Origin of the sequence: Amycolatopsis thermoflava N1165 (genome assembly GCF_000473265.1) — a bacterium.
Lineage (GTDB): Bacteria > Actinomycetota > Actinomycetes > Mycobacteriales > Pseudonocardiaceae > Amycolatopsis_E > Amycolatopsis_E thermoflava.
In genome coordinates, this window is sequence record NZ_KI421511.1 from 3800735 (window position 1) to 3824965 (window position 24231).

Below are 24231 nucleotides of genomic sequence, written 5' to 3' on the forward strand. Positions count from 1 at the left end.
GAAGGACGGCCGCTGACAGCCATATCCCTCGACCTCCCGAAGTCACCAGGTGCCGCGAAGCTAGCAGCACGGCGATGGTCTCCGCGAACGAATATTCAGGGAGCGAGCCGCCGCACGAGGCCGTCGGCCAGCAGGCGTCCACGGAAGGTCAGCACGCACCGCTGCTTGTCGGCGAGCGCGGCGGCGTCCAGCAGCCCCTCGGCGACCGCGGCCTCGGCCTCCAGCGCCCCGTCGGCGGTCAGCGCGGACACCGGCAGCCCCTCGGCGAGCCGCAGCTCCAGCATGATCCGCTCGAAGGCCTGCTCCTCGGGCGTCAGCACCTCGCGGTCCGCCTCCGGGGACCCGCCGTCGGCCAGCGCCGCGGCGTAGCGCGCCGGGTGCTTCACGTTCCACCACCGCACCCCGCCGACGTGGCTGTGCGCGCCCGGCCCCGCGCCCCACCAGTCGCCGCCCCGCCAGTAGCCCAGGTTGTGCCGGCACGCGGCCGCCTCCGAGGCCGCCCAGTTCGACACCTCGTACCAGCTCAGCCCGGCCGCCGACAGCACCGAGTCGATCAGCTCGTAGTCCGCCGCCAGCACGTCCTCGTCCGGCGCGGGCAGCTCACCTCGCCGCACCCGCCGGGCCAGCGCGGTGCCGTCCTCGACGATCAGCGAGTACGCCGACACGTGGTCGACCCCGGCCTCCAGCACCGCGTCGAGCGAGGCGCGCAGGTCCGCGGTCCGCTCCCCCGGCGTGCCGTAGATGACGTCGAGGTTCACGTGCTCGAACCCGGCGGCCCTCGCCTCCTTCGCGGCGGCCACCGGGCGGCCCGGCGTGTGCGTGCGGTCCAGGATCTTCAGCACGTGCGAGGCCGCCGACTGCATCCCCAGCGAGATCCGCGTGTACCCGGCCTCGCGAAGCCCGGAAAAGAACTCCGGCGACGTCGACTCCGGGTTGGACTCGGTGGTGACCTCGGCCCCCGGCGCCAGCCCGAACGACTCGCGCACCGCGTCCAGCACGTCGGCCAGCCCGGAGGCGCCCAGCAACGACGGGGTGCCGCCGCCGACGAAGACCGTCTCGGCCGCCGGCGCGTTGCCCAGCGCCCGCGCGCCGAGGTCCAGCTCGCGCCGCAACCCCTCCAGCCACGACTCGGGCGACGCGCTCGTGCCCAGCTCACCGGCGGTGTAGGTGTTGAAGTCGCAGTAGCCGCACCGCGTCGCGCAGAAGGGCACGTGCACGTACACGCCGAAGGGCCGCGTCCCCAGCCCGGCCAGCGCGTGCTCCGGCAGTGCGAACGCCACCGGGGCGGAAGTCTCACTCACGCTTCCCAGTGTCCCTGATCCACTCCGCGCGACAGTCTGCCGGAGATTTTTTCAGCGTGATGCGTATCCCAGCATGCGGAGCGGGCTGGACCACATCGTGAGCAGCGTGGCACGCTGATGCGGTGACTTATGCCGGAGTGCTCCTCGTGGTGCGTCGCCACGTCGACTTCCGGCGTGTCGCCAGCGCCCTGTGCCGCGAGACGAACTGACGCCGCCACCGCCACCCAGCTAGGACCAGCGGGCGCCGTCACGCCGCGGACTGCCAAATCCCCACCACGGGCTTTGACCAGGGCATTTCCGTGTGCGCGGCGCCTTCGCGAGAGCCCCGGAAGGACTCGAACATGGCTTCGCCGACGCGCGACAACCCCGCCGCCGCCCGAACCCCGCGCGCCCGGCAGCGTCGTGGTGAGGGCCAGTGGGCCCTCGGCTACCGGGAGCCGCTGAACCCGAACGAGCGCTCGAAGAAGGACGACCACCCGCTCAACGTTCGATCGCGGATCGAAAACATCTACGCGCGCGGCGGTTTCGACTCGATCGATCCGGGCGACCTCCGCGGCCGGTTCCGCTGGTACGGCCTCTACACCCAGCGCAAGCCCGGGATCGACGGCGGCCGCACCGCGACGCTGGAGCCGGAGGAGTTGGACGACGAGTTCTTCATGCTCCGCGTCCGCATCGACGGTGGCGCCCTGACCACCGAGCAGCTCGCGGTCATCGGCGAGATCTCGCAGACCTACGCCCGCGACAGCGCGGACATCACCGACCGGCAGAACGTCCAGTACCACTGGATCCGGATCGAGGACATGCCGACGATCTGGGAGAAGCTGGAGGGCGTCGGCCTGACCACGATGACCGCGTGCGGCGACAGCCCGCGCGTCATGCTCGGCTCCCCGGTCGCGGGGATCGCCGAGGACGAGATCATCGACGGCACCCCGGCGCTCGACGAGATCAAGCGCCGCTACCTGGGCAAGCCGGAGTACGCGAACCTGCCGCGCAAGTTCAAGACCGCGGTGTCCGGCCTGCCGGACGTGGCTCACGAGATCCACGACGTCGCCTTCGTCGGCGTGCGGCACCCCGAGCACGGTCCCGGCTTCGACGTGCAGGTCGGCGGCGGCCTGTCCACCAACCCGATGATCGCCCAGCGGCTGGGCGCGTGGGTGCCGCTCGACGAGGTGCCCGAGGTCTGGGAAGGCGTCATCAGCATCTTCCGCGACTACGGCTACCGCCGGCTGCGCTCGCGCGCTCGGTTGAAGTTCCTGGTCAAGGACTGGGGCGCGGAAAAGTTCCGCCAGGTGCTGGAGGACGAGTACCTGAAGCGCAAGCTGATCGACGGCCCCGCGCCCGCGGCGCCCGCCGTGCAGCACGACCACGTGGGCGTGCACCGGCAGAAGGACGGCAAGTTCTACGTCGGCGCCGCGCCGATCGGCGGCCGGGTGTCCGGCTCGACGCTGATCAAGGTGGCGAAGGCCGCCGAGCGCGCCGGCTCGAACCGCGTGCGGCTCACCCCGCTGCAGAAGCTGCTGGTGCTCGACGTCGCCGAGGAGGACGTGCCCGGCCTGCAGGCGGAGCTGGCCGAGCTGGGCCTGCCCACGAACCCGAGCCCGTGGCGGCGCGGCGTGATGGCCTGCACCGGCATCGAGTTCTGCAAGCTCGCGATCGTGGAGACCAAGCAGCGCGCCAAGGACCTGGTGACCGCGCTCGAGGAGCGGCTGGCCGACATCCAGGACCAGGTGGAGAACCCGGTCACGGTGCACATCAACGGCTGCCCGAACTCGTGCGCCCGCATCCAGACCGCGGACATCGGCCTCAAGGGCCAGATCGTGACCGACGACGACGGCAACCAGGTCGAGGGCTTCCAGGTGCACCTGGGCGGCGGGCTGGGCCTGGACGCCGGGTTCGGCCGGAAGCTGCGCGGCCACAAGGTGACCGGCGACGAGCTGATCGGCTACGTCGAGCGGGTCGTGCGCAACTACCTGGGCCAGCGGGAAGAGGGCGAGCGCTTCCCGCAGTGGGTGGCGCGCGCCGACGAGGCCGATCTCCGATGACGGCGCAGGAACGCGCGACGCCGTTCCACTGCCCGTACTGCGGGGACGAAGACCTCCGTCCTCAGGAAGACACAGCGGCGCGCAGCGCCACCGTTGAGGGTGGCGGTGGGCGACGGGAGGGCGAGGGCGCCTGGCTTTGCGGCGCCTGCCGCCGCGTCTTCACCGTCAAGTTCATCGGGCTGCGCTTTCCGGAAGGAGCGAGCAAGTGACCACCGCGACGAGGACCGAAGAACTGAAGGCACTGGCGGAGAAGGCGTCCGCCGAACTGGCCGACGCGACCGCGCTGGAGGCCCTGCGCTGGACCGCGGAGACCTTCGGCGACGACTTCATCGTCGCCTCCAACATGCAGGACGCGGTGCTCATCGACCTCGCCACCAAGGTGAAGTCCGATGTGGACATCCTGTTCCTGGAGACCGGCTACCACTTCGCCGAGACGATCGGCACCAGGGACGCGGTCGCGACCGTCTACCCGGACGTGAAGATCGTGAACGCGGCCGCCGAGCAGACCGTGGCGCAGCAGGACGCCGAGTACGGCCCCAAGCTGCACGACCGGGACCCGAACCTGTGCTGCCACCTGCGCAAGGTGGTGCCGCTGCGCAAGACGCTGTCGAACTACTCCGCGTGGGTCACCGGCGTGCGCCGCGTGGACGCCCCGACGCGGGCGAACACCCCGATCGTCACCTGGGACGACCGCAACGGCCTTGTCAAGGTCAACCCGATCGCGCCGTGGACCGACGACGAGTTCAACGCCTACATCGACGAGCACGGCATCCTGCAGAACCCGCTGGTCGGCGAGGGCTACCTGTCGATCGGCTGCGCGCCGTGCACCGCGAAGGTGGCGCCGGGCGCCGATCCGCGCAGCGGCCGCTGGGCAGGCAAGTCCAAGACCGAGTGCGGCCTGCACGCGTAGGGAGAGGAAATGACGACAGCCGCGACCGACGCCGCGACCGACAACCTGGCGGCACTGGAATCCGAAGCCATCCACATCTTCCGGGAGGTGGCGGGCGAGTTCGACCGGCCGGTGATCCTGTTCTCCGGCGGCAAGGACTCAACCCTGCTGCTGCACCTGGCGATCAAGGCGTTCTGGCCGGCGCCGGTGCCGTTCCCGCTGCTGCACGTGGACACCGGGCACAACTTCGACGAGGTCATCGCGTTCCGCGACCACGTCGTGGCGAAGTACGGCCTGCGGCTGATCGTCGCGAACGTGCAGGACTGGATCGACGACGGCCGCCTCACCGAGCGTCCCGACGGCACCCGCAACCCGCTGCAGACGCAGCCGTTGCTGGACACCATCACCGAGCACAAGTTCGACGCGGTGTTCGGCGGCGGGCGCCGCGACGAGGAGCGCGCCCGGGCCAAGGAACGGATCTTCAGCCTGCGCAACGCGTTCGGGCAGTGGGACCCGCGACGGCAGCGTCCCGAATTGTGGAACCTGTACAACGGACGGCACCGTCCGGGGGAACATGTGCGGGTGTTCCCGCTCTCCAACTGGACCGAAGCCGATGTGTGGAACTACATCGCGCGCGAGAAGGTGGAGCTGCCCTCGATCTACTACGCCCACCAGCGCAAGGTCTACAAGCGCGACGGCATGTGGCTGACCGAGGGACCGTGGGGCGGTCCGCGTGACGGCGAAGAGGTGAAGGAGCTGACGGTGCGGTACCGCACGGTCGGTGACGGCTCCTGCACCGGCGCCGTGGAATCCACAGCGTCGACGGTCGAGGAAGTGATCGCCGAGGTGATGGCGAGCCGGCTCACCGAGCGCGGCGCCACCCGGGCCGACGACCGCCTGTCGGAGGCCGCCATGGAGGACCGCAAGCGGGAGGGGTACTTCTGATGAGCTCGTTGCTGCGGCTCGCCACAGCCGGGAGCGTCGACGACGGCAAGTCGACGCTCGTCGGCCGTCTGCTCTACGACACCAAGTCGGTCCTGGCCGACCAGCTGGACGCGGTCACCCGCGCCAGCGTCGACCGCGGTCTGTCCACTCCGGACCTGTCGCTGCTCGTCGACGGCCTGCGCTCGGAGCGTGAGCAGGGCATCACGATCGACGTGGCCTACCGCTACTTCGCGACGCCGAAGCGCTCGTTCGTGCTCGCCGACACCCCCGGCCACGTGCAGTACACCCGCAACACCGTCACCGGCGCCTCCACGGCGCAGCTGGCCGTGCTGTTGGTGGACGCGCGCAAGGGCGTCATCGAGCAGACCCGCCGCCACGCCGCGGTGCTCGCCCTGCTCGGCGTGCCGCGCCTGGTGCTCGCGGTGAACAAGGTCGACCTGGTCGACTACGACGAGGAAACCTTCCGGGTCATCGCGAAGGAGTTCACCGACCACGCCACGTCGCTGGGTTACGCCGAAGGATCGGTGCTGGCGATCCCGGTGTCCGCACTGGTGGGTGACAACGTGGTGGAGCGCTCGGCGCACACGCCGTGGTACTCCGGCCCGACGTTGCTGGAGCACCTGGAGACCGTGCCGGTCGCGCCCGACCCGCACGACGCGCCGTTCCGCTTCCCGGTGCAGTACGTGATCCGGCCGCGCACGCCCGAGTACCCGGACTACCGCGGCTACGCGGGCCAGGTCGCGGCGGGCACGGTGCGCCCCGGCGACGAGGTCGTGGTGCTTCCCGCGGGCCTGCGCACGACGGTCGAGCGGATCGACACGCCGGACGGCGAGCTGGCCGAGGCCGCCGCGGGCCGCTCGGTGACACTGGTGCTGGCCGACGACCTGGACATCGCGCGCGGTGACGTGATCGCGGCGGCGGGTTCGGCCCCGGTCGCGACCGACGAGCTGGACGCCACGCTCGCCTGGCTGTCGGAGAAGCCGCTGCGGCCGGGCGCCCGCGTGCTGGTCAAGCACGGCGCGCGCACGGTGCAGGCGTTCGTCGACGAGCTGGTCTCCCGCTTCGACGAGCAGAAGCTGTCCACTGTGGACTACCCGGAGACGCTGCAGCTCAACGAGATCGGTCGTGCGAAGGTCCGCGTCGCGGAGCCGCTGCCGGTCGACGAGTATGAGGTCAGCAGGCGCACCGGCGCCTTCCTGGTGATCGACCCGGCCGACGGCACCACGCTGGCGGCCGGGATGGTCGGTGCGCCGCTTCCCGTGCTGCGCAGCGACCGGGACGTGGTCTCCCCCGGCCCGTAACTCCCCATCCCCAACCGAAAGGTCCGTCCGTGAAAACTCGTGTTCTGGCTCTGGCAGCAGTGGCGTTGTCCGCATTGGCAGTAGTGACCGGGTGTTCACGGGCGGACCGATCGGAGGATTCGGCGACGGCGACCGATCAGGGCCCGGCGGCCGAGGTGCGGCTCGGGTACTTCCCGAACGTCACGCACGCGTCGGCGCTGATCGGGCTCGACCAGAACCTGTTCGCGCAGCACCTCGGGAACACCAAGCTGGTGCCGACCAAGTTCAACGCCGGCCCCGAGGAGGTCAACGCGCTCCTCGGCGGTTCGCTGGACATCGGGTTCATCGGCTCCGGCCCGGCGATCAACGCCTACGCCCAGTCCGGCGGCGAGGCCGTGCGGCTGATCGCGGGCGCCACCTCGGGCGGCGCGCAGCTGGTCGTGCAGCCGTCGATCAACACGCCGCAGGACCTGCAGGGCAAGACCGTGGCGTCGCCGCAGCTGGGCAACACGCAGGACGTGTCGCTGAAGAAGTGGATCGCCGACCAGAAGCTGAGCGACGTCAAGGTCCAGAACATCGACAACGCGCTGACCCTCGACCAGTTCAAGTCCGGCGCGATCCAGGCCGCGTGGCTGCCCGAGCCGTGGGCGTCCCGCCTGGTGCTGGAGGCCGGCGCGAAGGTCCTGGTCGACGAGAAGGACCTGTGGCCGGGCGGGCAGTTCCCGACCACCGTGCTGATCGTGCGCACCCAGTTCCTCAAGGAGCACCCGGCGACCGTGACCGCGATCCTGCAGGGCCTGCTCGACGCGAACACGCTCGCCGCGTCCGACCCGGCGAAGGCGAAGACCGCGGTGAACAACCAGCTGCAGCAGCTCACCGGCAAGGCGCTCGGGGCTGCGACGCTGGACCGCGCGTGGCAGGGCATCCAGCTCACCACCGACCCGCTGGCCGGGCAGTTCCCGCAGCTCGCCCAGGACCAGGTGACCGCAGGGGTGAAGGACAAGGCCCCGGACGTCGCCGGGTTCGCCGACCTGACCCTGCTCAACACCGTGCTCGCCCAGGCCGGGAAGCCGGCCGTCAGCGCGTCCGGCCTGGACAAGAAGTAGGAGGCTGTTCATGACCGCCACGCTGGGACGCCCGCCGGTGGAGCCCGCGACCGGGCACGCCGTGCGGTTGTCCGGGGTGCACAAGAACTTCGGGCAGGGTCGCGACGCCGTGACCGCGCTCGCCGGGGTCGACCTCGACGTCGCGCCGGGCGAGTTCGTCTGCCTGCTCGGCGCCTCGGGCTGCGGCAAGACCACCCTGCTGAACCTGATCGCGAACCTGGATCGGCCGAGCGCGGGTGAGATCGAGCTGACCACGTCCCGGCCGGCGGTCATGTTCCAGGAGGCGGCGCTCATGCCGTGGCTGACCGCCGCGGCGAACGTCGAGCTGCCGCTGAAGCTGGCCGGCATGGGCCGCACCGAGCGCAAGACCCGCACCGGCGAGCTGCTGGAGCTGGTGCGGCTGTCCGGGGCGGGCGCCAAGCGGCCGCACGAGCTGTCCGGTGGCATGCGCCAGCGCGTGGCGCTCGCCCGCGCGCTGGCCTCGGCCACCCACACCGAGGACGGCGAGGAACGGCCGTCGCTGCTGCTGATGGACGAGCCGTTCTCCGCGCTCGACGCCATCACGCGCGACGTGCTGCAGGCCGAGCTGCTGCGCATCTGGGAAGCGACCGGCACCGCGGTGGTGTTCGTGACCCACGACGTGCGCGAAGCGGTCCGGCTCGGGCAGCGAGTGGTGCTGCTGTCGTCACGGCCGGGCAAGGTCGTGCAGCAGTGGCGCGTCGACGGCCTGGCCGGCCAGGACGAGGTGAACGCGGTGGACGTGATCAACCGCCGCCTGCGTGAGGTGATCAGCAGCCATGCCGCCGCTTGAGGGCTCGACCACCGAACCGGACGCCGCGGCGGTCGAGGCGGGTCTGGACGCGCTCGACACGCCCGTCCGGCCTGCCGCGAAGAAGGGCGGCTGGGGCCGGTTCGTCCGGTCGGTGCTGCCGCCGGTGGTGTTCCTGGTCCTGGTGATCGCGGTCTGGCAGGCGTTGTGGGCGGCCGCGTTCTGGCCGGAGTACCAGCTGCCCTCGCCGCTCGCGGTGTGGAACGAGCTGTGGGCCCGGTTCACCAGCGGGGACGCCTTCGGGTTCGTGTGGACGTCGGTGCACCGCGCGGTGCTCGGGTTCCTCGTCGCCATCCTGATCGCGACGCCGCTCGGGTTGCTGGTCGCGAAGGTCAAGCTCGTGCGGGCCGGGATCGGGCCGTTCCTGTCCGGTCTGCAGAGCCTGCCGTCGGTGGCCTGGGTGCCTGCCGCGGTGCTGTGGTTCGGCGTGGAGCCGGCCGCGATGTACGTGGTGCTGCTGCTGGGCAGCGTGCCGTCGATCGCGAACGGCCTGGTGGCGGGCATCGACCAAATCCCGCCGATCCTGCCGCGCGTCGGCAAGGTGATGGGCGCGGGACGGCTGGCGACCGCGCGGCACATCCTGCTGCCCGCGGCGCTGCCCGGCTACCTCGCCGGGTTGAAGCAGGGCTGGGCGTTCTCGTGGCGGTCGCTGATGGCGGCGGAGATCATCGCGACATCGCCGTTGCTGGGCAAGGGCTTGGGCGCTTACCTGGACGACGGCCGGTTCCTCAACGACATGTCGACCGTGATCGCGGCGATCTTCCTGATCCTGCTGGTCGGCGTCGGCATCGAACTGCTGGTGTTCCGGCCGCTGGAGCGGGCCGTGCTGCGGGCGCGCGGGCTGGGGTCGCTGTGATCCCGCTGGTCGCCGTCGCACACGGGAGCCGGGACCCGCGGTCCGCGGCGACCGTGCGGGCGCTGGTGGACCGGATCGCCGCGGCGGCGCCGGAACTGGACGTGCGGGTGTCGTTCCTGGACCTGTCCGAGCCGCTGGTGACGGACGTGCTGCGGGACCTGGTCGCGGAGGGGCACCGGGAGGCGGTCGTGGTGCCGCTGCTGCTGGGCAGCGCCTTCCACGCGCGGGTCGACCTGCCCGCGCTGGTGGCGGAGGTGCCCGCGCTGCGGGTGACGATCGCCGACGTGCTGGGCGCGGACCTGGAGCCGGTGGCGTTCGACCGGCTGGCCGCGGTGGCGGACGTGTCCGATCCCGGGCTGGGCGTGGTGCTGGCGGCGGTCGGTTCGTCGCGCGCCGCGGCGAACGAAGCGGTCGCGGCGCTGGCCCGGCGGTGGCAGTCCCGGCACGGTTTCCGGGCGGTGGCGGCGTTCGCGAGCGCCGCGAAGCCGGATGTGCCCGCGGCGGTGGCGAAGCTGCGGGCCCGTGGGGCGTCGCGGATCGCGGTGGCGTCGTGGTTCCTCGCGCCCGGGTTGCTGCCCGACCGGATCGCCGCGCTGGCGCGGGAGGCCGAGCCGTCGGTGGTGCTGGCCGACTGCCTGGCCGGTGATCCGCGGGTGGTGTCGCTGGTGTTGGAGCGGTACGCCACCGCGTTGGCCGGTGCCGCCCGGTCGGCCTGACCCGTAACGTGGGTGGCGTGAAGATCCGGATCGGGGTTGGGCTGGGGGCTGAGACCTCGCCCGTGGAGTTGCCGGGGATCGTCGACCGGCTGGAGGCTGCCGGGGTCGACTCGGTGTGGTTTTCCGAGCAGGTGTACTCGGACGCGGTGGACCCGTTCGTCGGGATGGCGCACGCGCTGGCGCGGACTTCGTCGCTGAAGGCGGGCAGTTCGGTGGCGGTGTTGCCCGGTCGGCACCCGGTGCTGGTGGCGAAGCAGATCGCGTCGCTGGCGGCGCTGGCGCCGAAGCGGGTGCTGCCGGTGTTCGGCCTGCGCCCCGCGCGCCGCAGCGAGTGGCCGCTGTTCGAGGTCCCAGCAGGCGCGAGGGCCGCGGTGTTCGACGAGTCGCTGCGGTTGCTGCGGGCGGCGCTGGCCGGTGCGGGCGATTTCGCGGGCGAGTTCTGGAAGCTGGAGGACGTCTCGCTGGGCCCGCGGCTCGAGCGCCCGGTGGACATCTGGCTCGGCGGGAGTGCGCCCGCGGCGTACCGGAGGATCGGCCAGTACGCCGACGGATGGCTGGGCAGCTTCCTGTCCCCGGCGGAAGCACGCCGGGCCCGCGAGGCGATCGAGACCGCCGCGGTTGCCGCGGGCCGCTCGATCGAGCCGGACCACTACGGGATGAGCCTGATGCTCGCCGAGGACGGCATCCCGGACGCCCTGGCCGCCACGGTGCGCTCCCGGCGCCCGGACACCGACCCGGCGGACGTGATCGCCACGGACTGGTCGTCGTTGCACCGCCTGCTGGACGGCCACCTGGAAGCCGGCCTGACGAAGTTCGTGGTCTACCACCGGGGCGGATCGTCGTACGAGGCGTTCCTGGAGCGGTTCGTGGAGGAACTGCTGCCGCGGCAGAACTGACTACGGCACCTTGGGCAGCAGGGGCTCAAGCTTCTCGGCGAGGGCTTGGGCGTCCACGCAAGCCTGCGGATCGCGCGGGCTAGTGACCAGTGCGACCTGCACCAAGGCGCGGGCGTGCTCCCCAACCTCGATGGCGATCGCGCACCCGCCGGTGGGGATGTCGGCCTGAAGGGCGTTCCGCCCGTTGACCGAAACGTCCGTCACGGCGTCGTTCGTCTCGCGGTACTCGCGGAGCCCCTGCACGGGATCCAGGGCAAGACCGTACGATCCGAATCGGGATTTTGAAACGTCGCATTCATTGCGACGACTGATGTTCTCCCCAGGCCCGAATCCTTCCCCCGCTGTGAGTTGCTCCAGGACTCGGCAGGCGTTGAGGCCGGCGAAGACATCAGCGCTCGCGGTGGGACTCGCGCCGGATGCCGGTGATGCTGTACCCGCGACCGTGCTGGTGCAAGCGGCCGTGGTCAGCACCAGGCAAACACCGGTCACGACCCGCGTACTCCGACGGAACATCGCCTCCAGAACCTCACTGAACCTTGGGCAGGAGCGGCTCGAGCTCCTCGGCGAACGTCACGGCGTTCGGGCACGCCTGGGCGCCCTCGCTGGTCCGCGCCATCGACACCGTCACCATGGCACGAGCGTGCTCCGCGACCTCGACGGCAACGGCGCATCCGGCCGCCCCGAAGTTCGCCTGCATGGCATCCCGTCCGTTGATCGTCAACGTGACCACGCCGCTGTTGCTCGAAGCGAACTCGTCCAGGCCCTGTACCGGGTCCAGTGCAAGACCGTACGTCCCGAACTCGGGCTTGAGAACGTCACACTCGTTGCGGCGGCTGATGTTCTCCCCCGGCCCGAACCCTTCGCCCGCGGTGAGTCGTTCCAGGACCTGGCAGGCGTTGAGGCCGGCGAACACGTCGGCGCCCGGGTTGACTGACGTCGGGGCTGGCGAAGCCGTGCCCGCGACTGTGCTGTTGCAAGCGCCCGCGGCCAGCAACAGACACGCACCCGAGACGAGCTGGCCGATGCGAACGATGTTCGTCACTGGGCTTCCTGATCCTTGAACGTGGTCAATGCCTGGACCGCCGCCTCGTCCGAGGCGTCGTACTTGCTGATCGCGATCTCGATGGCTTGCCGGAGGCTCTCCAGGGTGTCCTGGGCCGCGCGAAAGACCCGGACGAGAGATCGGTCATCCGAGTCCATCGCGGTGAGGAAGTGCGCGGCGACTGTCGTGGCGTAGTCGTCGTTGCCGAGCTTCGGCGCTCGCTGCAGCCGGTAGATCCTGCCGTCCAGCCTCGCCAGCCGGTCCTGCATCTGCGTCACAGCCCGCCGCAGGTGTGACCCCGTCTCCTCGTCGACCGCCCACTTGCCTGCCTTCGCGTCCGCCAGCATGCGCTTCGCGTCGGCGTGCATGGCGTTCAGGTTCGCCTCGCCGCCGAACACGCCCGCCAGCTGCGCGGCCCCCGTCGTCGCACCGTCCTCAGCCACTGCCGTCCCTCCCCGTCGCGTAGCACCGTAGCGTGCCCCCTGACGCGCTGTCACCGGATCGTCCCGATGCGCAGCCGCTCACAACCACGCTCCCCCGCCGCACCGCCCGAACTACAGTGAGCCCGTGACTGATGAACTGGTGCATTACTCAGTGGCGAGTGGTGTCGCGACGATCACCCTCGACTCGCCGCACAACCGGAACGCCCTGTCGGCCCAGCTGCGCCGCGAATTGTCCGCCTCGCTGGCCAAGGCGAAGGACGACGACGCCGTCCGGGTGATCGTTCTCACCCACACCGGCAAGGTGTTCTGCGCCGGCATGGACCTGAAGGAAGCGCGCGGCGCCGGGGCGGGCGACCAGGGCGTCAACGAGTTCCCCCGCATCCTCGAGCAGATCTGGACGAGCCCGAAGCCGGTCGTCGCCAAGTTGTCCGGGGTCGCCCGCGCCGGCGGGGTCGGCATGGTCGCGGCCGCGGACATCGTGGTCGCCGCCAAGGAGGTCACCTTCGCGTTCTCCGAGGTCCGCATCGGCGTCGTGCCCGCCGTCATCTCGCTCACGGTTCTGCCGCGCGTCAACCCGCGCGCCGCGCAGGAGCTGTTCCTCACCGGGGACGTGTTCGACGCCGAGCGCGCCGCCGAGATCGGCCTGATCAACAAGGCCGTCGACGCCGACCAGCTCGACGAGGCGACCGACGCCTACGTCCGCTCGCTCACACTCGGCGGCCCGGCCGCGCTCGCCGCGACCAAGGAACTGCTCGCCAGCCCGCGCCCGGCCACCCCCGCCGACGGCTTCCCCGACATGCTCAAGCTGTCCGCGCAGTTCTTCGCCGGCGAAGAGGGCCAGGAAGGCATCCGCGCGTTCGGCGAGAAGCGCAAGCCGAACTGGGTCCCGCAGGACTAGTCGTCGGTGAGGGCGACCGTCAGCCGGCGGCTGTCGGCGCGGTCGCCGCCCGGCGCCAAGGCGCGCTCGGCGTCGGACAGCACGCTGCGGATCGCCAGGTACGCCTTCGGGTCGGCGTCCTTGAGCAGGTCCGATCCGGCCCACACCAGGACGTGCTCGCCGTAGGGCAACCACGACAGATCGGTGAGGCAGTCGTAGAGCGCGTCCAGGTTGCGGCCGAACCAGTCCGGAAAGGACAACGCGGACGCGATCGCGTCGAGGGCGGACATCTTGTCCGCCGGCCTGCTGCCGATGATGTGCGAGTAGGCGCCGCGGGCGCGGGCCTGCTCGACGATCGTCTGGGAAGAGGACATGGGGTTCTCGCTACTTCGACGGGTCGACCTGGACGAAGGAAGCGTAGTGATCACCGGTGTAGTACAGCTCGGTCTGCGCCCCGGTGATCAGCCGCCGGGCCCCGCGATCCGCGCTCCCCGGCGTGGGCACCGTGTATTCATGGTAGTAACCGCTCTCCTTGACGGGGAGCCGCTTTTCCCGGTTCTCGAACACCGTTCCGTCGCTGCGGTACGGGAACGGCCCGCCGGCCTGGATGAGACGCCACGTCTGGCCCGCCTCGGCGGGCAGGCTGGACAACGCCGTGAGCCCACTGGCCGGCTCGGTCGACGTGGTGGTTTCGCGCACGATCCAGCCACCGAACACGAGCACGATGAGCCCGACGAGCGCGACGGTGATCCGCCTCCTGCTTGACACCAGCGACACCTTAGGACCGGCTCGAAACGTCCTCGTCGCGGCCCGGCCGCAACCACGCGGCCACCCGGTCGACGATCCGGTCGATCAGCCACGCCGCACCGACGCACAGCGGCGCCAGCACGGCGATGACCAGCAGGAACTGCAACGGGAACCACAGCTGCGCAAGCCACAGCTCGGCGTTGTCCCACCAGGTCGCCAGGCCGTCGAACACCTGACCAGGGTACGCCAGGGGGCCCGGCGAGGTACGTTGCAGGCATGTTCGCCGTCTACGCCAGTGAACCGAACCCCGAAAACCCGCTCGACGCCCTCACCGTCGGCGAGCGACCGGAGCCGGAGGTGCCGTCCGGCTGGGTGAAGGTCGCCGTGAAGGCCGCCAGCCTCAACATGCACGACATCTGGACCCTGCGCGGGGTCGGGATCAAGCCGGACCAGTTCCCGATGATCCTCGGCTGCGACGGGGCGGGCGTGCTGGAGGACGGGACGGAGGTCGTCCTGCACTCGGTGATCAACGCCCCCGGCTGGCAGGGTGACGACACCCTCGACCCGAAGCGCACCCTGCTCACCGAGAAGTACCAGGGCACCTTCGCCGACTACGTGGTCGTGCCCGCCCGCAACGCCGTGCCGAAGCCCGCCGGGCTGTCCTTCGCCGAAGCCGCCACGATGGGCACGGCGTGGCTGACCGCGTACCGGATGCTGTTCGTGAAGTCGGGCCTGCGGCCCGGGCAGACGATGCTCGTGCAGGGCGCCTCGGGTGGCGTCTCGACCGCGCTGATCCAGCTCGGCCGGGCCGCGGGCCTGCGGGTGTGGGTGACCGGCCGGTCCGAGGAGAAGCGGGCGCTGGCCGAGCAGCTGGGCGCGCACCAGACGTTCGAGTCGGGCGCGCGGCTGCCGGAGGGGTGGACGGCGCGTTCGAGACCGTCGGGAAGGCGACCTGGGGCCACTCGCTCAAGTCGCTGAAGCCGGGCGGGATCGTCGTGGTGTCCGGTTCGACGAGTGGTCCGGATCCGAGCGCGGACCTGCAGCGGGTGTTCTTCCTGCAGTTGCGGGTCGTCGGGTCCACGATGGGCACCCGGGACGAGCTGGAGGACCTGCTCCGCTACCTCGACCTGACGGGCATCAAGCCGCAGATCGGCAAGGAGCTGCCGCTGTCGGAGGCCGCCGAAGGGTTCCGGCTGATGCAGGAGGGCGAGACCGCGGGCAAGGTCGTTTTCACCCGCTGATAACGCTCTGACCTGCATAGACGCCTTGTTGACATGGCGCCGATACCGGTTTGTTATCCCCGTCTACTGAGCGGAACCCGAGATTTACTCGCTAATCTGGGTACATGACCGCAGTGCAGCGGGAGATCGAGGCGGCGCCGGGCTCACGGCTCGCCGGCCCGGAAGTCGTCCGGGCCGGCCACCGGAGCTTCGCAGGCGTGCGCACCAGGGTGCTCGAAGTCGGCCCCAAACCGAAGCGCGGCACCGGAAGACTCGTCCTCCTGCACGGCTACTGCGACAGCGCCGACACCTGGCGCCCGGCGCTGGCCGAACTCGCCGCGGCCGGGATCCCCGCGGTCGCGGTCGACCTGCCCGGTTTCGGTGAGGCCGATCCCCTGCGCCCCGGCGCGATGCTGGCGCAGCTCGACGCGTTCGTGGCCGAGGTGGTCCGGTTCTATTCGGACCGCGGCAAGGTCGTGCTGGGCGGCAACTCGCTCGGCGGCACCATGAGCCTGCGTGCCGCGTGCCGCGACGAGCTGCCGATCGCGGGTGTGGTGTCGATCGCCGCGCCCGGTTTCGTCGACTCCTGGCTGGTCCGGACCGTCGGGAAGTACCCGCTGCCACTGCGGCTGGCCGCGTCGCTGCCGTTGCCGGTGCCCGGGTTCGTGGTGCGGACCATCGCGGAGTTCGTGGTGCCGCGGCTGCTCTACGCCGACCGCGCCGCCGCCGACGTCGCCCACGTCGCCCGGTTCACCGGGCTGTTCCCGGACTTCCGCTCGACCACCACTCGTCTGGACCAGGCGCGCCAGCTGGTCGCCGAGCTTGCCGAGGCGTACGAGGGGCTGGACGGCATCACCGTCCCGCTGCTGGTCGTCGCGTGCGGCAAGGACCGCCTGGTGACCGCCGCCGCCGGGCGGCGCCTGCACGCGCTGGTGCCGCACAGCCGGCTGATGCTGCGCGAGGAGTGGGGCCACTGCCCGCAGCTGGACGACCCGGTCGCGATCGCCGACCTGCTGAGCTACTTCCGGGCCGGGGTGCTGCACAAGAAGCCGCGCCGCCGCTCGGCCACGCTCACGCAGAAGGCCGCCGCGGGCTGAGGCTGTCACATCTCGGCGCGCTGTTCCGTCAAGGAGGCAGAAACCCCGAACGGAACAGGAGTTCACCGTGGACGCTCGTCTGAACATCTTCACCAGCCCCACCGCGGGCAAGTTCGTCAAGCACCTCTTCGGTGCGGGCAAGGTGCTCGCCGAGTCGACGTTGCCCGCCCGGACACAGGAACTGGTGAAGCTGCGCGCCAGTCAGATCAACGGCTGCGGTTACTGCACGGACATGCACTTCAAGGACGCCGTGGCAGCGGGCGAGGAGCCGACACGGCTCAACCTGGTCGCGGCGTGGCGGGAAGCCACCGTGTTCACCGAGGCCGAGCGCGCCGCACTGGAGCTGACGGAGGAGGGCACCCGCCTCGCCGACGCCGCGGGCGGGGTCAGCGACGAGGTGTGGGCCAACGCGGCCAAGCACTACGACGAGGAGCAGCTCGCCGCGCTGGTCGCCGCGATCGCGCTCATCAACACGTGGAACCGCATCAACGTCATCGTCCGGAACCCCGCGGGCGACTACCAGCCGGGCCAGTTCGGCTGATCCCCCACCGCCCCGGGACCTTCGTGGGTCCCGGGGCGAGCCCTTCCCTAGTAACGTGATCCGGTCATACCCGAACGAGTGATTGGGGAGATCGGTGGCCGTACACGAGCTGTTCCGGCGCAAACCCGTCGAGCAGATCGAGGCCGTGGAAGGCGGCGGGCTCCAGCGGACCCTGGGCCTGTGGCAGCTGACCGCGATCGGCGTTGGCGGGATCATCGGCGCGGGCATCTTCTCGCTCGCCGGCGCGGTGGCGAACGAGACCGCCGGACCGGCCGTGCTCATTTCGTTCCTGGTGGCCGGGATCGCGAGCGCGGCGGCGGCGTTCTCCTACGCCGAGTTCGCCGGGCTGATCCCGCGCGCCGGATCGGCCTACACCTACGGTTACGCGGTCCTCGGCGAGCTGGTCGGCTGGTTCATCGGCTGGGACCTGCTGCTGGAGTACACCGCGATCGTCGCGGTGGTCGCGATCGGCATCTCCGGCTACTTCAACGACCTGCTGGGCTTCCTGGACATCCACCTGCCACTGTGGATGTCCGGCGCGCCGGGCACCGAACCGGAGGGCGTCGCGGCGGGTTCGTACAAGGTGAACCTGTTCGCGGTGCTGCTGTGCCTGCTGATCGCGTTCGTGCTGAACCAGGGCATGCGCTCCGCGGCGCGGTTCGAGACGCTGCTGGTGTACCTCAAGGTCGCGCTCGTGGTGCTGGTGATCGTGGTCGGCGCGTTCCACGTCAACACCGGCAACTGGTCCGACTTCTTCCCGTTCGGTGTCAGCGGCGCGTTCACCGGCGCGGCGACGGTGTTCTTCGCGGTGTTCGGCTACGACGCGATGTCCACCGCGGCCGAGGAGTCGCGCGACTCGCAGAAGCACATGCCCAAGGCGATCCTGTACTCGCTCGGGATCTCGATGGTGCTGTACGTGCTGGCGTGCCTGGTGCTGACCGGGATGGTGCCCTACACCGACATCGACTCGGAAGCCGCGTTCTCCAGCGCCTTCGAATCGGTCGGGTTGCGGTGGCTCGGCGGCGTGATCGCGGTCGGCGCGATCCTCGGCATCCTCACCGTGCTGTTCACGTTCCTGCTGGGCGCGACGCGCGTCGGGTACGCGATGAGCCGCGACGGGTTGCTGCCCAAGTGGTTCTCCGGCACGCACCCGGTGAAGAAGGTGCCGAGCCGGATGACGTGGATCCTCGGCGTGGCGGCGGCGGTGATCGCTGGGCTGCTGCCGATCGGGGAGGCCGCGGAGCTGACGAACATCGGGATCCTGCTGGCGTTCGTGGTGGTGTGCGTGGCGGTCGTGGTGCTGCGGTACCGCCGTCCGGACCTGCCGCGCACGTTCCGCTGCCCGGGGATGCCGGTGGTGCCGGCGATCGGCGTGGCGTTCTCCATCTGGCTGATCACGTTCCTGCAGCCGGAGACGTGGCTGCGGTTCGCGATCTGGTTCGTCATCGGGCTGGTGGTGTACTTCGGCTACAGCAGGCGGCATTCGAAGCTGGCGGATCACCACCAGAAGTAGACGTACCCGGGCGCGCCGGGCATCCCGGCCGCGCCGCCGGCGCCGATCCCGCCCGGCGGCGCGCTCGGGATCACGCCCGCCTCGCCGGGCCGGTCGGCGGTGCCGTCGCTGCCGGGCGCGGCGAGGCCGGGCGAGGTGCCGCAGTCGGCGGCGCCGCCCCGGCCCGGCGCGTCGGCTGACCCGGCCGCGCCCCCGTGCGCCACGACGAGCGCCGGGCTTCCCGCGACACCCACGGTGGAGTCGCTGCCCGGCGCCCCGGCCTGCCCGCCCGCGCCGACGGTGACGGTGTACTCGGCGGCCGGGGTGACCGCGACGGAACACCACGCCGCTCCCCCACCGCCGCCGGGGTTCGCCTCGCCACCCCCGCCACCGGCGCCCCACACGGCGACGAACACCGAGGTGATCCCCTCGGGCGCGGTGAACGTGCCGTCAACGGTGAAGGCCAGCTCGCCGTGGGCGGGTTCGGCCCCGGCCACCGGCGCGGCAGCCGTGATCAGGACAGCCGCCACGGCGGCGGCTTTTCCGAACGCCATGGACGAAAGGGTGCGCCGCCGCACGCGGCCGCGCACCTCTTTCAGCCGAAGGAGTGATCCGGCGCGGGTGCCGGCAGGGCGGCGGAGGCGAGGAGCGCGAGCTTGTCGGCGTCGTCGCTGCCCGCGTCGGCGTGGTACACGACCAGCATCATCCCTTCGGTGCTGCTGGTGGTGATCACGAGCTTTTCCCGGTGCAGCACCAGCCGCCCGACCTGGGGGTGGTCGAACCGCACCCGCGCGCCCTGCCGCGGCTGCACGTCGTGGCGGGCCCAGAGCCGCCGGAACCGGGGGCTGGCGAGGGACAGCTCGCCGACGAGCTCGACGAAGCGGGGGTTGTCGATGTCGGTGCCCACCGACTGGCGGAAGCCCGCGATCAGCTCCTCGGTGGCGGTCTCCCAGTCGGGGAAGAGCGCCCGCTCTCCGGCATCCAGGAACACGTCCCGCAGCCGGTTGCCGCCCGGCGCCAGGCGTGGGGACAACGCCGTGGCCAGCGGGTTGGCGGCGAGGACGTCGAAGTAGCGCCCCTCGACGAACGCGGGCAGCGGGAGCGTCCCGATGAGTTTGACGGTGCCGGCGGGCACCGTCTCCCTGGGCGGCCGCCGCCTGCGCCGGGGCTTCTCGGCGGCGAGCCCGACCAGGTAGGCGGTCATTTCCTCGTCGAGCTGGAGCGCACGGGCGATCGACTCGAGGACCTGGACCGACGGCCTGCGGTCGCGGCCCTGTTCGAGGCGCAGGTAGTAGTCGGCGCTGATGCCGGCGAGCATCGCGACCTCTTCGCGGCGCAGGCCGGGAACCCGCCGCACGCCGTGGACGGGGATCCCGGCCTGTTCGGGGGTGACGAGTTCGCGGCGGGCGCGCAGGAAGTCGCCAAGCAGGTTCGGTTCGTCGGCCACGTTCCCACGGTAATCCGCGGCACGGCCGGCTCGCCTGGTCCTGCCACCCCCAGTCAGGCGGCTTCCGACAGGAGCAGTTTCGCTGCCACCGCCGCGCCGTCGCCGCGGACCTGGCCGGCCACCTCGGTCGCCCTGGCGCGCGTCCCGGGTGCCAGGGCGGCGGCGATCGCGGCGGACAGGGAGTCGACGGTCGGCGCCGGGCCGTCGTGCGTCGCGCCGATGCCCAGCTCGGTCACGCGCCCGGCCCAGAACGGCTGGTCTGCGATGCGGGGCACGATGACCTGGGGCGCACCCGCGCGGGCGGCGGTCGTGGTGGTGCCCGCGCCGCCGTGGTGCACGACGGCGGCCACCCGGCGGAACAGCGCCTGCTGGTTGACCTCGCCAATGACGAAGCAGTCGCCGCCGTCCGGGGTCAGCCCGGCCCAGCCGCGGGCGAGCAGGACGCGGCGGCCCTGCGCGCGGACCGCTTCGACAGCCACCCGCGCGGCCTCCCGCGCGACGTGCGGGGACATGCTGCCGAACCCGACGTACACCGGTGGCGCGCCGTCGTCCAGGAACGCCTCCAGGTCGTGCGGGAGCGGGCGTTCGTCGGGCAGGATCCACGCCCCGGTCTGCACGACGTCGAGTTCCGTCCGGCCCTCCGACGGGCACAGCACCGGGTCCGCGGCCAGCCAGGGCCGTCCGGTCAGGACGTGGTCGCGGACGTTGGCGACCGGTGGCAGGCCGATCGCCGCGCGGTGGCTGTTGAGCACTTCGCCGTACAGGTCGTTCACCCGCTGGGCGTCCTGCTCCCACAACGCCCGGTTGTCGGTTTCCTCCCGCGGGGAGGGTTTGCCCGGCCGCCGCCCCGGCGGGAAGTGCCGCGACGGCAGCCCGAGGAGGTGGAAGCAGGCGAGCACGTAGTGGATGCCGAGCTTTTCGGCCACGTCCCGGGCGCCGGCGGGCATCAGGCCGGTCGCCACGAGCGCGTCACAATCCTCGGCGGCGGCGGTGAGCGTTTCGAACCGCGCGGTGACCAGCTCGCGGGCGAGCCGGAAGGCGTCCTCCACCGTCGGCGGCTCCGGCCTGGCGACGATGGAGTGGACCGCGGGGCCGAACGGCACCAACGGCACACCGGCCCGGCCGAGCAATTCCGCGAACTCCTCGTCGGGCGGCACGCAGAGCCGCGCCTCGGCGCCGAGCTCCCGCAGCGCCACCGCGAGCGCCACCAGCGGTTCGACATCCCCGCGCGATCCCCACGACGTAAGCAGCACACGCATTTCGCGATCCCCCCGGTTCCCCGGCGCGTCCGGCCGGCGGTCGGCAATTCTGGGCCACCGACCGGGGCTTGCCGCAAGCCCCCTGGTCCGGGATATGTTGAAGGTGGAGGGAGCCGAGGCAGACCCTCAAAGCGGTGCTGCCGCGCATCAAGATCGCGTGATCCGGGTTCGCTCCGCGTGTGCCCTCGGAGCCTCACTTACCCCGCCACACCGGATCCCGCTTTTCCGCGAACGCCCGTGCACCTTCCCGGGCGTCCTCGGAGACGAAGACCGGCTGTACCAGCTCCCGCTGGCGCTCGAAGGCCACCTCCTCGCTCCACCCGGGTGCCCGGCTGACGACCGCCTTGGACACTCGCACTGCCAGCGGTGCGTTGGCGGTGATGCGGCGCGCGAGCGCCATCGCCCCGGTCAGTGCCCGGCCCGGCTGTGTCAACCGGTTGACCATGCCGTGGCGGTGCGCCACGGTCGCGTCGAACGGGTCGCCGGTGAGCGCGTATTCCATGGCCAGCTGGTAGGGCATGCGCGTGGGCAGCCGCAGCAGCCCGCCCGCCGCGGCGACGAGGCCGCGTTTGACCTCGGGTATGCCGAACTGGGCGTTGTCCGCCGCGACGATCAGGTCACAGGCCAGCGCAAGCTCGCACCCGCCGGCGAGCGCGTAGCCTTCGACCGCGGCGATCATCGGTTTCGTCAGTCGTCGCTCGGTCAGCCCCGCCAGTCCCAGCCCGGGCAGCGAGACGGTCTCCCCTCGCAGGAAGGCCTTGAGATCCATCCCCGCGCAGAACGTGTCCCCGGCACCGGTCAGCACACCGGCGAGCAGGTCGTCGCGCTCGGTCAGTCGTTCGAGTGCCGCGTTGACGGCGGTGGCGACCGCCGCGTTCACGGCGTTGCGGGCCCGTGGGCGGTTGATCGTGATGACCAGGACCCGGTCCTGTTCCTCGACCAGCACCTCATCGCTCATCGCGGCATCTCCTTACCGGCCGGGACGAGGGAGCGGGCGATGACGTTGCGCTGCACCTCGCTGGTGCCCTCGCCGATCTCCAGGATCTTCGCGTCGGCGTAGAAGCGCGAGATCGCGGACTCGCGGATGAACCCGTACCCGCCGTGGATCTGCACGCTCGCGCTGGCCGCGCGATTGGCCACTTCGGACGCGTACAGCTTCGCCATGGCCGCGGCTTTGGCGAACGGGCGGCCCTGGTCCCCCAGCCACGCGGCGTGGTAGACCAGCCAGCGCGCGGCTTCGACCTCCGTTGCCATGTCGGCGAGCTTGTGCCCAACGGCCTGGAACCTGTTGAGCGGACGGCCGAACTGCTCGCGCTCACCCGCGTGGCGGACGGCGAGGTCGAGTGCGGCCTGCGCGAGCGACAGTGACAACGCGGCGACGCTGATCCGTCCCGCGTCCAGTACCTCGAGGAACTGCCGGAGCCCGTTGCCCTCCTCCCCCAGCAGGTGGTCCTCCGGGACCCAGCAGTCGGTGAACACGAGCTCGCGGGTGTCCAGTGCGTGCCATCCGAGCTTGCGCAGCGGCCGCCCCTTGTCGTAACCGGCGGTGCCGTCCGGTACGAAGAAGGTCCCGTACCGCTTCTTGCCGTTGTCGTCGGTGCCGGTGACGGCCAGCACGGTCACGCCGAGGCTCATCTCGGTGCCGGCATTGCTGATGAACATCTTGGTGCCGTTGAGCACCCAGCCGTCCTCGGTGCGCCGAGCCGTGGTGCGGATACCCGCGGCGTCCGAACCCGCGGTGGGCTCGGTCAGCCCGAACGCGCCGAGCTTCTCGCCCGTGGCGAGCGGGACGAGCCAGCGCTTCTTCTGTTCCTCGGTCCCGAAACGCGCCAGCGGCAGGGTAGCGATCGTGGAATGCGCATTCCACGCCGACGCCACCGACTGGTCCGCCTCGCCCAGCGCTTCCATTGCGGCCACATAGGACACGAACCCCGCGTCCGCCCCGCCGTAGGACTCGTCGACGAGCATGCCCATCAGCCCCAGCTCGCCCAGCTTGCGGAACACCTGCGCCGGGAAGTGGCACCGTTCGGACCACTCGGCTGCGTACGGCGCGATCTCCTTCGCAGCGAAATCGCGGCACATCCGCTGCAGCGCAACGGTTTCCGCGGGCAGATCAAAATCCATCTCAGTGCTCCTCGGGGTCGAGCAGGATCTTCAGGTGGGAACCGGAGGCGAGGTCGTGGAACGCGTCGAGCCCCCGGGAAAGCGGGTACACACCGGTCAGAAGCGGCGTGGGGTCGAACCGGGCCGCGGCGACCAGGTCGAGCACCCGGGGGATGTCGAAGTTGTAGCCGAGCGTGCCGAGCACGGTCCGCTCGAACGGCACGATCTGCTTCAGCGGCAGCGACGCCGCGCCACCACTGATTCCGGCGAGCACCACCCGGCCTCCGCGCCGCACCGCGGACACGGCGAGCTCGACGAGCTCGGGCCGTCCGGTGGCCTCGACGACGACGTCCGGTCCGATTCGCCCGGTGCGCAGGAACACCTCGCGCCGCACGTCGGTGACGGCGGGGTCGTAGACCTCGGTCGCGCCGAGTTCAGCCGCCCGTTTGGCCCGGTCGGGGACCGGCTCGCTGACGTAGATTCCCGCCGCACCGGCGAGTTCGAGCGCCATCAGCACCGCGACGCCGATCGGGCCGGCACCGAGGAGCAGAACGTTGTCACCCGGGCGCACGCCGGCCCGGCGCACGGCGTGCAGTCCCACGGCGAGCGGCTCGGCCAGCGCGGCGAGCTCGTCGGACACCCCGTCCGGCACCGGCACGAGCCCGTAGGTGGGCACCGTGACCAGCGGGGCGAACGCGCCCGGCGAGGCGAGGCCGACGGAACCACCCTTGGCGCAGATGTGGTACTCGCCGTGGCGGCACCAGCGGCAGCTGCCGCAGCGCAGGCAGGGGTCGACGGTAACCCGGGTGCCGGGTTCGATACCCGGCACCGGGGAGCCGAGTGCGACGACCCGGCCGCTGAACTCGTGCCCGAGGGTCACCGGCGGGCTGAACCCGGTCAGCGGGTGGGGCTTTTCCCTGATCAGGTTCGGACCGTGGGTGTGCTCGTGCAGATCGGTACCGCAGATGCCCGCGTAGGAGACCGCCACCAGCGCCTCGCCTGGGCCGGGCTCGGGCGGCTCGGGCACCTCGTCCAGTCGCAGATCACCCCGGCCGTGCCACCGCAACGCTCGCATCCGACCCACCTTCGCGTCAGAGTTGTTT

28 protein-coding genes and 1 pseudogene are annotated in these 24231 nt (G+C 71.3%); 16 read left to right on the plus strand and 13 right to left on the minus strand.

Annotated elements, in window-relative coordinates:
* Positions 1-95: 95 nt before the first annotated feature.
* Positions 96-1280 carry a radical SAM family heme chaperone HemW gene (gene hemW / locus AMYTH_RS0118725; protein ID WP_037322602.1) on the minus strand — a complete coding sequence of 395 codons (1185 nt, stop codon included), beginning with the start codon at positions 1278-1280 and terminating at the stop codon, positions 96-98.
* Positions 1281-1438: 158 nt separating this feature from the next.
* Here hemW and AMYTH_RS51225 point away from each other — a divergent pair, with 158 nt between their 5' ends.
* From AMYTH_RS51225 to AMYTH_RS0118775, 11 genes are all read left to right on the plus strand, one after another.
* The gene (locus AMYTH_RS51225; RefSeq protein ID WP_354708697.1) at positions 1439-1510 is read left to right on the plus strand and encodes a putative leader peptide; all 72 of its coding nucleotides are present in this window, start codon (positions 1439-1441) and stop codon (positions 1508-1510) included.
* 132 nt (positions 1511-1642) lie between these two features.
* On the plus strand, positions 1643-3343 hold the full coding sequence (locus AMYTH_RS0118730) for a nitrite/sulfite reductase (protein ID WP_027931613.1): 1701 nt from the start codon (positions 1643-1645) through the stop codon (positions 3341-3343).
* Positions 3340-3552, plus strand: coding sequence for a hypothetical protein (locus AMYTH_RS0118735; RefSeq protein WP_027931614.1), 213 nt, complete (start codon positions 3340-3342; stop codon positions 3550-3552). Before AMYTH_RS0118730 ends, AMYTH_RS0118735 begins: the two co-directional genes overlap by 4 nt.
* A complete protein-coding gene (locus AMYTH_RS0118740; RefSeq protein WP_027931615.1) occupies positions 3549-4253 on the plus strand; it encodes a phosphoadenylyl-sulfate reductase in 705 nt (234 codons plus the stop codon). The genes AMYTH_RS0118735 and AMYTH_RS0118740 overlap by 4 nt, the downstream gene beginning before the upstream one ends.
* A 9-nt stretch (positions 4254-4262) precedes the next feature.
* On the plus strand, positions 4263-5177 hold the full coding sequence (gene cysD, locus AMYTH_RS0118745; protein ID WP_027931616.1) for a sulfate adenylyltransferase subunit CysD: 915 nt from the start codon (positions 4263-4265) through the stop codon (positions 5175-5177).
* Complete coding sequence (locus tag AMYTH_RS0118750) at positions 5177-6478, plus strand: sulfate adenylyltransferase subunit 1 (RefSeq protein ID WP_027931617.1); 1302 nt, start codon at positions 5177-5179, stop codon at positions 6476-6478. The genes cysD and AMYTH_RS0118750 overlap by 1 nt, the downstream gene beginning before the upstream one ends.
* Positions 6479-6507: 29 nt before the next feature.
* Entirely contained in the window at positions 6508-7563 is a 1056-nt protein-coding gene (locus AMYTH_RS0118755) for an ABC transporter substrate-binding protein (RefSeq protein WP_027931618.1), read from the plus strand.
* Between the two features lie 10 nt (positions 7564-7573).
* The gene (locus AMYTH_RS0118760; protein WP_027931619.1) at positions 7574-8374 is read left to right on the plus strand and encodes an ABC transporter ATP-binding protein; all 801 of its coding nucleotides are present in this window, start codon (positions 7574-7576) and stop codon (positions 8372-8374) included.
* Positions 8361-9248: an ABC transporter permease gene (locus tag AMYTH_RS0118765; RefSeq protein ID WP_017981189.1), complete on the plus strand. Its 888-nt coding sequence runs from the start codon at positions 8361-8363 to the stop codon at positions 9246-9248. Before AMYTH_RS0118760 ends, AMYTH_RS0118765 begins: the two co-directional genes overlap by 14 nt.
* On the plus strand, positions 9245-9964 hold the full coding sequence (locus tag AMYTH_RS0118770) for a sirohydrochlorin chelatase (RefSeq protein WP_027931620.1): 720 nt from the start codon (positions 9245-9247) through the stop codon (positions 9962-9964). Before AMYTH_RS0118765 ends, AMYTH_RS0118770 begins: the two co-directional genes overlap by 4 nt.
* A 17-nt stretch (positions 9965-9981) precedes the next feature.
* Positions 9982-10860, plus strand: a complete 879-nt coding sequence (locus AMYTH_RS0118775) for a TIGR03854 family LLM class F420-dependent oxidoreductase (RefSeq protein WP_027931621.1) — start codon at positions 9982-9984, stop codon at positions 10858-10860.
* Here the strand turns inward: AMYTH_RS0118775 and AMYTH_RS0118780 are convergent, their stop codons facing one another.
* The 3 genes from AMYTH_RS0118780 to AMYTH_RS0118790 are packed head-to-tail and all read right to left on the minus strand — an operon-like array spanning position 10861 to position 12345.
* Positions 10861-11331 (minus strand): DUF3558 family protein, encoded by a 471-nt coding sequence (locus tag AMYTH_RS0118780; RefSeq protein ID WP_228684864.1) that lies wholly within the window; start codon positions 11329-11331, stop codon positions 10861-10863.
* Between the two features lie 55 nt (positions 11332-11386).
* A complete protein-coding gene (locus tag AMYTH_RS0118785; protein WP_027931623.1) occupies positions 11387-11902 on the minus strand; it encodes a DUF3558 domain-containing protein in 516 nt (171 codons plus the stop codon).
* Positions 11899-12345 carry a hypothetical protein gene (locus AMYTH_RS0118790; RefSeq protein ID WP_027931624.1) on the minus strand — a complete coding sequence of 149 codons (447 nt, stop codon included), beginning with the start codon at positions 12343-12345 and terminating at the stop codon, positions 11899-11901. The genes AMYTH_RS0118785 and AMYTH_RS0118790 overlap by 4 nt, the downstream gene beginning before the upstream one ends.
* A gap of 124 nt (positions 12346-12469) precedes the next feature.
* On the opposite strand from AMYTH_RS0118790, the gene AMYTH_RS0118795 reads away from it, so the two are divergent.
* The gene (locus AMYTH_RS0118795) at positions 12470-13243 is read left to right on the plus strand and encodes an enoyl-CoA hydratase-related protein (protein WP_027931625.1); all 774 of its coding nucleotides are present in this window, start codon (positions 12470-12472) and stop codon (positions 13241-13243) included.
* On the opposite strand, the gene AMYTH_RS0118800 is transcribed toward AMYTH_RS0118795, so the two are convergent.
* From AMYTH_RS0118800 to AMYTH_RS0118810, 3 genes are read right to left on the minus strand one after another with little or no spacing between them, the layout of a single operon-like run.
* A complete protein-coding gene (locus AMYTH_RS0118800) occupies positions 13240-13596 on the minus strand; it encodes a barstar family protein (protein WP_017981182.1) in 357 nt (118 codons plus the stop codon). The genes AMYTH_RS0118795 and AMYTH_RS0118800 overlap by 4 nt on opposite strands.
* A 10-nt stretch (positions 13597-13606) precedes the next feature.
* Positions 13607-13990, minus strand: a complete 384-nt coding sequence (locus tag AMYTH_RS0118805) for a guanyl-specific ribonuclease (protein WP_026152964.1) — start codon at positions 13988-13990, stop codon at positions 13607-13609.
* Between the two features lie 10 nt (positions 13991-14000).
* Complete coding sequence (locus AMYTH_RS0118810) at positions 14001-14201, minus strand: hypothetical protein (protein ID WP_017981180.1); 201 nt, start codon at positions 14199-14201, stop codon at positions 14001-14003.
* A 44-nt stretch (positions 14202-14245) separates the two neighbouring features.
* Between AMYTH_RS0118810 and AMYTH_RS45275 the strand changes: the two are divergent.
* The 4 genes and pseudogenes from AMYTH_RS45275 to AMYTH_RS0118830 all read left to right on the plus strand — a co-directional run bounded on the left by AMYTH_RS45275 (position 14246) and on the right by AMYTH_RS0118830 (position 18340).
* Positions 14246-15210, plus strand: a pseudogene (locus tag AMYTH_RS45275) (quinone oxidoreductase family protein).
* A gap of 104 nt (positions 15211-15314) precedes the next feature.
* Positions 15315-16286: an alpha/beta fold hydrolase gene (locus AMYTH_RS0118820; RefSeq protein ID WP_027931626.1), complete on the plus strand. Its 972-nt coding sequence runs from the start codon at positions 15315-15317 to the stop codon at positions 16284-16286.
* A 67-nt stretch (positions 16287-16353) separates the two neighbouring features.
* Positions 16354-16827, plus strand: a complete 474-nt coding sequence (locus AMYTH_RS0118825) for a carboxymuconolactone decarboxylase family protein (protein ID WP_027931627.1) — start codon at positions 16354-16356, stop codon at positions 16825-16827.
* Positions 16828-16921: 94 nt separating this feature from the next.
* Entirely contained in the window at positions 16922-18340 is a 1419-nt protein-coding gene (locus AMYTH_RS0118830) for an amino acid permease (protein WP_027931628.1), read from the plus strand.
* On the opposite strand, the gene AMYTH_RS47095 is transcribed toward AMYTH_RS0118830, so the two are convergent.
* The 6 genes from AMYTH_RS47095 to AMYTH_RS0118860 form a co-directional block, all read right to left on the minus strand.
* Entirely contained in the window at positions 18325-18873 is a 549-nt protein-coding gene (locus AMYTH_RS47095) for a glycine-rich domain-containing protein (protein WP_027931629.1), read from the minus strand. The two genes, AMYTH_RS0118830 and AMYTH_RS47095, sit on opposite strands and share 16 nt — an antisense overlap.
* A gap of 41 nt (positions 18874-18914) precedes the next feature.
* A complete protein-coding gene (locus AMYTH_RS0118840; protein ID WP_027931630.1) occupies positions 18915-19766 on the minus strand; it encodes a helix-turn-helix transcriptional regulator in 852 nt (283 codons plus the stop codon).
* A gap of 53 nt (positions 19767-19819) precedes the next feature.
* On the minus strand, positions 19820-21025 hold the full coding sequence (locus AMYTH_RS0118845) for a glycosyltransferase (RefSeq protein WP_027931631.1): 1206 nt from the start codon (positions 21023-21025) through the stop codon (positions 19820-19822).
* Between the two features lie 193 nt (positions 21026-21218).
* Entirely contained in the window at positions 21219-21983 is a 765-nt protein-coding gene (locus tag AMYTH_RS0118850; protein ID WP_027931632.1) for a crotonase/enoyl-CoA hydratase family protein, read from the minus strand.
* Positions 21980-23149: an acyl-CoA dehydrogenase family protein gene (locus AMYTH_RS0118855; RefSeq protein WP_027931633.1), complete on the minus strand. Its 1170-nt coding sequence runs from the start codon at positions 23147-23149 to the stop codon at positions 21980-21982. The genes AMYTH_RS0118850 and AMYTH_RS0118855 overlap by 4 nt, the downstream gene beginning before the upstream one ends.
* Position 23150: 1 nt before the next feature.
* Complete coding sequence (locus tag AMYTH_RS0118860; RefSeq protein ID WP_027931634.1) at positions 23151-24203, minus strand: alcohol dehydrogenase catalytic domain-containing protein; 1053 nt, start codon at positions 24201-24203, stop codon at positions 23151-23153.
* Positions 24204-24231 lie beyond the last annotated feature (28 nt).

What these genes read in the sequence shown, in the direction of transcription:
- cysD (WP_027931616.1), top strand. Translation starts at nt 4,263, where the DNA reads ATGACGACAGCCGCGACCGACGCCGCGACCGACAACCTGGCGGCACTG.
- AMYTH_RS47095 (WP_027931629.1), bottom strand. Translation starts at nt 18,873, where the DNA reads ATGGCGTTCGGAAAAGCCGCCGCCGTGGCGGCTGTCCTGATCACGGCT.
- AMYTH_RS0118820 (WP_027931626.1), top strand. Translation starts at nt 15,315, where the DNA reads ATGACCGCAGTGCAGCGGGAGATCGAGGCGGCGCCGGGCTCACGGCTC.
- AMYTH_RS0118765 (WP_017981189.1), top strand. Translation starts at nt 8,361, where the DNA reads ATGCCGCCGCTTGAGGGCTCGACCACCGAACCGGACGCCGCGGCGGTC.
- AMYTH_RS0118845 (WP_027931631.1), bottom strand. Translation starts at nt 21,025, where the DNA reads ATGCGTGTGCTGCTTACGTCGTGGGGATCGCGCGGGGATGTCGAACCG.
- AMYTH_RS0118860 (WP_027931634.1), bottom strand. Translation starts at nt 24,203, where the DNA reads ATGCGAGCGTTGCGGTGGCACGGCCGGGGTGATCTGCGACTGGACGAG.
- AMYTH_RS0118735 (WP_027931614.1), top strand. Translation starts at nt 3,340, where the DNA reads ATGACGGCGCAGGAACGCGCGACGCCGTTCCACTGCCCGTACTGCGGG.
- AMYTH_RS0118730 (WP_027931613.1), top strand. Translation starts at nt 1,643, where the DNA reads ATGGCTTCGCCGACGCGCGACAACCCCGCCGCCGCCCGAACCCCGCGC.
- AMYTH_RS0118855 (WP_027931633.1), bottom strand. Translation starts at nt 23,149, where the DNA reads ATGGATTTTGATCTGCCCGCGGAAACCGTTGCGCTGCAGCGGATGTGC.
- AMYTH_RS0118800 (WP_017981182.1), bottom strand. Translation starts at nt 13,596, where the DNA reads ATGTCCTCTTCCCAGACGATCGTCGAGCAGGCCCGCGCCCGCGGCGCC.
- AMYTH_RS0118760 (WP_027931619.1), top strand. Translation starts at nt 7,574, where the DNA reads ATGACCGCCACGCTGGGACGCCCGCCGGTGGAGCCCGCGACCGGGCAC.
- AMYTH_RS0118850 (WP_027931632.1), bottom strand. Translation starts at nt 21,983, where the DNA reads ATGAGCGATGAGGTGCTGGTCGAGGAACAGGACCGGGTCCTGGTCATC.
- AMYTH_RS0118750 (WP_027931617.1), top strand. Translation starts at nt 5,177, where the DNA reads ATGAGCTCGTTGCTGCGGCTCGCCACAGCCGGGAGCGTCGACGACGGC.